This window comes from Butyrivibrio sp. LB2008 (assembly GCF_000621565.1).
In the GTDB taxonomy this organism is placed as follows: domain Bacteria; phylum Bacillota; class Clostridia; order Lachnospirales; family Lachnospiraceae; genus Butyrivibrio.
This window is the reverse complement of the sequence record NZ_JHXZ01000032.1, coordinates 1-7625: the sequence shown is the minus strand read 5'-3', so window position 1 is coordinate 7625 and position 7625 is coordinate 1. Positions and strand designations below refer to the sequence as shown.

At 33.5% G+C, this 7625-nt stretch carries 10 protein-coding genes; 8 read left to right on the top strand and 2 right to left on the bottom strand.

Translation table 11 applies throughout. The annotated features are described in order from the left end of the window. The 8 genes from T356_RS0109875 to T356_RS0109835 form a co-directional block, all read left to right on the top strand. A partial coding sequence (locus tag T356_RS0109875) for an RHS repeat domain-containing protein (protein ID WP_026514340.1) occupies nucleotides 1-1455 on the top strand: 1455 nt, incomplete at its 5' end. A 26-nt stretch (nucleotides 1456-1481) separates the two neighbouring features. Then, entirely contained in the window at nucleotides 1482-2735 is a 1254-nt protein-coding gene (locus tag T356_RS0109870; RefSeq protein ID WP_026514339.1) for a hypothetical protein, read from the top strand. A 26-nt stretch (nucleotides 2736-2761) separates the two neighbouring features. Further along, nucleotides 2762-2953: a hypothetical protein gene (locus T356_RS0109865; protein ID WP_026514338.1), complete on the top strand. Its 192-nt coding sequence runs from the start codon at nucleotides 2762-2764 to the stop codon at nucleotides 2951-2953. A gap of 273 nt (nucleotides 2954-3226) precedes the next feature. Continuing rightward, nucleotides 3227-3685, top strand: coding sequence for a hypothetical protein (locus tag T356_RS0109855; RefSeq protein ID WP_026514336.1), 459 nt, complete (start codon nucleotides 3227-3229; stop codon nucleotides 3683-3685). Between the two features lie 74 nt (nucleotides 3686-3759). Then, entirely contained in the window at nucleotides 3760-4599 is an 840-nt protein-coding gene (locus tag T356_RS0109850; protein ID WP_026514335.1) for a hypothetical protein, read from the top strand. A gap of 64 nt (nucleotides 4600-4663) precedes the next feature. Next, entirely contained in the window at nucleotides 4664-5140 is a 477-nt protein-coding gene (locus T356_RS0109845) for a hypothetical protein (RefSeq protein WP_026514334.1), read from the top strand. Beyond that, nucleotides 5137-5601: a hypothetical protein gene (locus tag T356_RS0109840; RefSeq protein WP_026514333.1), complete on the top strand. Its 465-nt coding sequence runs from the start codon at nucleotides 5137-5139 to the stop codon at nucleotides 5599-5601. Before T356_RS0109845 ends, T356_RS0109840 begins: the two co-directional genes overlap by 4 nt. A 30-nt stretch (nucleotides 5602-5631) precedes the next feature. Next, nucleotides 5632-6060 (top strand): hypothetical protein, encoded by a 429-nt coding sequence (locus T356_RS0109835; RefSeq protein WP_026514332.1) that lies wholly within the window; start codon nucleotides 5632-5634, stop codon nucleotides 6058-6060. Nucleotides 6061-6234: 174 nt separating this feature from the next. Here the strand turns inward: T356_RS0109835 and T356_RS0109830 are convergent, their stop codons facing one another. Beyond that, the gene (locus tag T356_RS0109830) at nucleotides 6235-7308 is read right to left on the bottom strand and encodes an ATP-binding protein (protein WP_255346960.1); all 1074 of its coding nucleotides are present in this window, start codon (nucleotides 7306-7308) and stop codon (nucleotides 6235-6237) included. A gap of 97 nt (nucleotides 7309-7405) precedes the next feature. After that, nucleotides 7406-7625, bottom strand: a 220-nt coding sequence (locus T356_RS21305; protein WP_026514330.1) for a hypothetical protein, incomplete at its 5' end; no start/stop codon positions are given.

Genomic DNA, 7625 nt, shown 5'->3' with positions numbered 1-7625 from the left:
AACAGAACAAGCATGTCTGAGACTGATGTAAAGACATCTTACACATATGATGTTCTTGACAGACTTGTAGAAGCCAAAGAGCTCAATAACTCCCAGGCAATCCTTAAGACCTATGATTACGATAAGAGAGGAAACCAGACAAAAGAGTTCATAAACGGTCTCTTGCAGAAGGCTTTTACTTTTGATGCTACAAATATGCTCTCAAAGGTAGTTGATAAGGATAAGGGAGAACTTGAAAACTTCTACAACGGACTTGGATTCAGAGTGGCATCAGTAAAACCTGAAGAAAGAATTGAGTATCTTTGCGATCTTTCAAAGGATTACTATAACCTTCTTGAACGCACAGTTAATGGAGAGACAGAAAGCTTTGTCTATGATAACAACGTGATCTCCATGTCAAAGGGAGGAAATAACTTCTACTACCTCCAGGATGAACTTGGCTCACCTATGTATATGACAGGTACAGACGGAGCTGCTGTAAGTGCATATGCATTTGATGACTTTGGTAGAAACATAGATCCGTTTACTGGAAAGCAGAAAAAGCACGGCTACACCAAGCAGGGCAACATCATTCAGCCGTTTGCATTTACTAGCTACCAGGAAGATGAGATATCCGGCCTTAAGTTTGCGCAGGTGAGATACTATAGTGCGGATACTGGAAGATTTCAGTCTGAAGATAATGTAAAAGGATTTATTGATAGTCCGTTTACGCTTAATCATTATGGATATTGTTGGGGGAATCCAATTATATTTGTGGATAATGATGGTAATTTTCCGACAATCCTAGGTGGAGCGTTAATTGGAGCAGCTATTGGCGGTGCGATAGGTGTAGCAATTAGTATAGGATCAGATGTTATTGCTGGTGAAAAAATAAGTGTAAAAAAGGCTCTACTTTATGGAGCTTCAGGTGCAATAACTGGAGGAATTGCAGGTGTAAGATTTGGTGCCGGAGATTTTGTTGGAGGAGTTAATACTTTGGTTAAAGCTGGTGTGGGAGCGGCTCAAGGCGCTGCGGCAAACGCTTCTGTTTTATGTCCTGCATGGAATGGAGCTATGGGAGGCATGGTAAATGGTGCGATTAGTAGTCTTGAACTTCCATTTCCTGGATCAAATTTTGTAACTAATGTAGTTGGAGGATTTGTTGGTAATGCGGTAACGGAGTTTTCTAATAGTGAAGACCGTGTTCAAAAAGGAGAGGATGCACTTGATTCTGGAAAGATATTGTGGAATTCTGCTATTTTAGGCGGAATCCAGGGCTTTTCTTCACTTTATATGGATAAAGCTATTCAAGGATTAGATTTAGATTTGTTTGGTGAAAATGGAATCAATCCGATGGGAGCTTATTGGAATGCATTTTCATTAGTGCCAGGGTATGCTTGGAGTACATTAACGTATACATTTACAGATAATGTTTTGACTAGGAATATAGGAAAAAAAGATCCTTGTGAGGCGTAATGGTTTACTATTTGAGGTGACAAACTATGAGTACATTGGATTATGTTCAATTTGCAGCGGCTGGTTTTTTAGAACCGATATATATATTAATGTTTTTAATAAATTTATGGGGAACAGATATAAGGTTGAAGTGGCCGGCTCAACAGGCTAAAGAGATATATATAAGATATTTGATGTGGCCTGGAAGAATTTTGATTTTAGCAGGAACTATAGGATGGTTTGCTGATACCAAACTGGCAGGACAGTTTTTGCTACTTATGGATTTATCGGAAAAGCTTTCGCAAATGCCGATTATATTTCGTTTTGTTGAATTGATATATTTTCTGATTATTATAGTTATTGTTATTTCTTCTAATTCAGCTTTTTCGAAAGCATATAACAAAACAACCATATTATTTCATGAGAAAAAATATGTACAAACTAAAAAGATATGTATAATATCAATTCTGATAATTTTATCGATTCTTGGCTTGGGAATATGTGGAGTTTCATTTAAGATACTTCATATGGTTTGGAAAATAAGTATAATAGTGTTTTTTGCTGATTATACGATTATGTTGTTATTGGAACAGTGCGGAGTATCATTTGATGCTGAGAATCATTGGCTCTATGTGCGCAGGTTCTGGAAGGCTGTAGATATAGATTTAGAAAAAGCATATATCATTTGCAAGCCGACAGAAGACAATAATATTTGGAGCATAAAGTGGTCTGGAGATGAATATGATTTTACGGTTAAGAGCAAGGAACTTATAAAACGAATATCGGATTTTGATAAATATATAAATACAACTGAAGTGGAAGAAAAGCCAAAAAGAAATAATGATGTTTTTGATATTGTTCTGAGATACAAAAAAAACATTTTGTTTATGGGGTATGCAGGTATCTTTTTTGGGATGTTTTTTATACCTTTAAGTTATATGCTTTATAAAAACTTAGGAGAGATAATTTTTATATATGTTTTTTCTCCGGCGGTAATAATTCTTAATATACTAGGGATTTATTTTCTTCTTTACTATTATAGATACTCATTAAATGCTACAGAGAAAGGTATTTGTTGTCGCGGGATATTCCGTGAAAAGAGCTTTTTGTGGGATGAGATATCAGCTGAAGTAAATCACTTGAATGTGGTATTTAAGAAAGACGGCAAAAAAGAATTTGAGATAGAAACGCAGTGTAGTAATGTTGATAAGTTATTGAAGGTGCTGAAAGAACAAGACCTTTGCCCGGTTACATGGAATTCGAAACATGCTGATAAGTTAGAAGCTGATACTGAAGGATAAATCTAATAAATGGAGTGGAAATTAAAATGGATGAAAATAAGGGAAAGTTAAATATAAAGCTGATTATATGGGTGGTAGTTTGTGCACTACTTTCTTTGTTTATTGCAATAAGGACTTGCTTGGTTGGAAATTATATTTTGGGAGCTATTGTTGGTTGCTATGCAATTGGTGGAGTGATTATTCTCATATTAAAAATTAGAGAAAGTAACAAAAAGTAGATTGGATTTGAGTACTAAAATAAAGCATATTTTTTGGTGCACTGTGTTTTGCAGACGGAAAAATTAGTTTTTAGTACAGCATGATAATCAAGTTAAATAATTTTAAAAATGTAGTTACAACGGCTGTTCCTGCTGATGCAAGAATAGCCGTTGTGCTTAAAATACGAAGAATTATAGTGCTAGGGGCTAAATTTTCATGGATACAGAGTTTATTTTGTACGATTGCTTCTATAATAAAAGATAAGAATATTTTTCAGAGGAGGAGCGTATTGCATGACTGATAATATTAGAATAACGTTGCGACAAAAATTATGGTGGTTCAATTTTGGGTTGTTTTTGTTTTTTTTCATAATTATGGGATATTGGTTTATAGAAGCATTATTGGATGAAAATAAAACAAATCCGGTTGCGGGACCAATAGTGACTTCGATATTTTTAAGTGCAATTTTTTTACTAATGGTTTCATATACCTATAAAGTTACTGTTACAGATAAAAAAATAGAAGTTGAAAAGCTGTTTATTTTTAAAAGAGTTTATTTGGTAGAAGATATTGATCGGGTTGTGGAACTACAGTTAAGAGCAAAATCTGCATGTTATAGTGGGATTGATATTTATGTAAAAGGCAAAAAAATAAGGCTTATTAGGAAAATTAGCGAGATATGGAATAATTATGATGAACTATTATTGTTTTTGAGAAAAAAGAAAATTCCTATGGTACGTGAGCAACAATAATTTAATGACAGCTGGGGAAGAAAAAGGTGGCATGGAGACTATAGTGTGAAGGATAATAGGAGAGACAGAATATAATGATGCAGAATAATTTTAGTATTGATGAAAAAACTATAGTTGGAATATCATTTGAGCATGAGATATGGGGAAGGGATAAAACTAGGAGTTTTTGGTGTATTATGTTTGGCTTTTTGCTCATATCGCTTATTGGCATGATAAGTAATGAGAATAGCATATATATGACGGGTATTATTCTGTTTTTTATTATATGTAATGTTGTTAGAATTCTCTATATATGCATGAAAGCAAAAAAAACATATAAAGATAAAATATATGATTGTATGATTACTGTTTCAGATAACAAATTGGTACAAGAGATTAGAAAAGATAATGAAATTAGTAATAGAGAAGAGCATAATATTAACGATGTTAAACAGCTTTGTGTTGTAAAAAAATATTCATTTCTTTATTTTGAGAATAAAAAGATGATTATTTTGGATAATAGAGCATTCACAACTGGGAACCTGGATGAGTTAAAAAAATGGATAAAATCAAGAAATGTCAGTGAAGAAAGAACTGTTGCAGAAAAAAGTATGGGCAATCCTTTTAAAGTGGTAAAAATAACATTGCTTGTTGGAGCTATAGTATCGTTATTAATGGGAATACTATTTGTAAATAATACTGCTAACAATGCTAATGAATTGATGGTAGTGATGTTAATAACATTATCTGGGATAGTTTTTTCATTGATAATTGGATTTGGTTTGACATTTTACATTGATTGGTTCAAAAGGCAATCGGGAATAATAAGGGCTCTATCAATTATTTTTTATCCTATTACTATTTTTATATTCTATTTTGTGGGGCTTGGAGGAATGGTTCTGTACTCTATAAAGATATTAAAAAATAATAAATAATAACAGATAATGCGCGGAGATTTTGGAATAAATATTGATCCGTTTACAGGAAAACAAAAGAAGCATGCTTATACGACGAACGGAAATATTATTCAGCCATTTGCATTTTAATGTAGGTAAAGCGTTTGTGACTTTTGGGACTTCAGTGGCTTTTTCTTCAATTAGTGATGCAGTTTTGGATAGATTTACTAATGAAGAGGCCGTTAGTAAACACGTTGAAGCTGAAATGAGGAAAAGAGGACAATACGTGGATGGATCAACTAAGACTAAAAAAAGTGATATAGAAGATCTTTTAAGTAAGTTACGGTCAAGATTAAATGATGTGACTCCGGGAACTGAAGGGTATAGAAAACTAGAAAAACGCATAGCGAATGTAGAGGATAGGCTGGAGAATATTCTTTCTAAAGCTATAGAAAGTGCAGAAAAAGTTAAGAGTAAGTGGGGAATGATACCAGAATTGAGCGAAAATGTTGTTTCTATAATAGAAGATAACTATATGTTTTCTGAAAACACAGTTTCTGGAGAGGAGTGTATTGCATGATTAATGAAATAAGAATAACATTGAGACCCAAAGAATGGTTGTTGGGGGTGGGGACATCTCTAGTTCTTTTATTAGCTATGGGCTACTTGTTTATACCTGTGATATTGGATAAAAATAACTCAAATCCTATTTTAGATTCTATGATATTTCTTTTAGTTTTATGTGCTCTTTTTTTTATGATGGCTTTGTGTACGGATAAAGTTACTGTTATGGATAAAAAGTTAGAAGTCGAGACGCTATTTATTTTTAAAAGAACCTATTTGATAGAGGATATTGATCGCATTGTAATAGTTAATCTAGGCAGAAAGGGCGTATTATATAAGGGGATTGATATTTATGTAAAAGGAAAAAAAGTCTGGATAAATAGTAATATTAGTGAGCGCTGGAATAATTTTGATGAATTGATATTGTTTTTTGAAGAAAAAAATATTCCTATGGAACATAATTACAATATTAAATGATGGTAATTAGTTTGGGAAGAAAGAGGTGAAATGGAAACTAGAGTTATTAAGCAGGGAAAGAGTAGAAAAGGAGTTGTTGTAATGATTCCGGTTGCAGGAGTGGTGATACATATGCTTATCAGAGTTGCATATGGGATGTCACTGCAAGATTTTCTTGTTATTGCTTCGATAATTTTAGTAACTTCAGTATTAATGGTTTTTATTGTTGATATTATGTGTAAACAAACGATATTCATAGATCAGGATGGATTTAGAATGAAAACAGGGGTAATTACGCATACATACTGCTATGAAGATGTGAGTAAATGTATTTATAGGAATCATACCCATCTAAAATTAAAGTTGAAAAATGGAAAGAGTAAAGAACTTTATTTGGGGGAGTTTGATTATGATGGTCGTAATCAGCTTATATCTTCAGTAAAAAGTCATGGGATTGAGGTTGTAGATTTATCAATCTAGATAAGGAACTGTATTAACGATGATTCATCAGTCGGGGGAGAAAATCATGATATCCTTCGGAAGGAAATTAACACAAATTAATTTCCTTCCGAATATGTTTTATTGAAATTAATTCAGCCGAAATGCATTTGGGTGAAATGCATTTCGGTTATTTGATTATAAAATTTTTGCGGATCATTCAAGAGTATCCATCAAAAGAAAATCCTTTAATTTAATATGTTTTACATTGCTTGTTGAATAGTCGATATCATCATTGGTGATGAGTATTTTTGTATCGATTTGGTTTAGACCTTTAAATGCTGACATTTCGCGTTGGTATGTTTTATCCTCGGCTACGCTGTATGCTACTTGGATGAAATATCTGTAATTTCCGTTTTCTGCAAGGAAATCGATTTCTCTACCGTTGTTGTCATAAACTGAAACTTTATAGCCCATGTAAATGAGCTCGTTATAAACGATATTCTCGAGGTTATGAGTTATATCATAGCGATTATTGGTGCAGCGTATTGAATTCATGGCTACGTCACAATTATAGAGTTTATGGCTGTTTTCAAGAACTTTTTTTGCCTTTTGGGAATAACGGTCTACTTGATCGATTATATATGCTTCGTCTAAATAAAATATCCATTTTTGTACAGTGTTACTTGTGCAGGAAAGATTATTTCCCTTCATGTAGTCGGATATTGCTTTTGCTGAATAAATGCGTGAATTGGAAATAAGTGTGTAGCTTGCAACTTTTCTGAATACATCCGATTTTACAATTTTGTATCTGTTTATAATGTCATTTTCTACAATAGTCTTATCGAGGTCATTGAGATATATTCGTAATTCTTCTTCTCCTTGAAATTCCAAGCGTTTCGGAAAGCCTCCCCATATCAAATAATCTGAAATAGAGATGTCTCTTCCGAGTTCCTTGGCATATTCTAAAATTTCCTTGTATACAAATGGACGAACTCTGAACGAAACATATCTTCCGGATAACTCCTGGGTGAATTCTTTGGATAAAAGTTTGGAGTTTGATCCTGTTATGAAGACGGAACAATCTCTTAATCGAAGAGTTTTGCAGGCAGATTGCCACTCGTCTATTTCTTGAACTTCATCAAGAAATACATAACAGAATCCGCTACGTTTATTAGATTCTACATAGGATACGATGTCTTGCCATGTTTGGATCTGTTCAGTGACCATGCGATCTTCAAAATTAAGAAATAATATATTGTCAGATTTGGAGGATATCTCAGTGCGTATTTGCTTGAGTATCTCTCTTAACTTCCAATGATTTTACCACTCAATGATTAACATAGTTGTAGCCGGGATTGAATTGCCAATCAATCCCGGCTACTGTTTATTTTATGTTAGACCAGAAACAATCCAACAGATACGGAAGGTTTGCTTTAAGCATTCTTACATGACTCGAATAACTGTAGATAACTCCTGGCTCATCCAATCCTTCAGAATGAGCAACACACGCAAAGCCTTCTCCTTCATATCCTATATAGGTATGAACTGCCCTTGTTTTTCCGTTTTCATTTTTGGTAACTATGTTCATGAGTGTAAGCCCATCT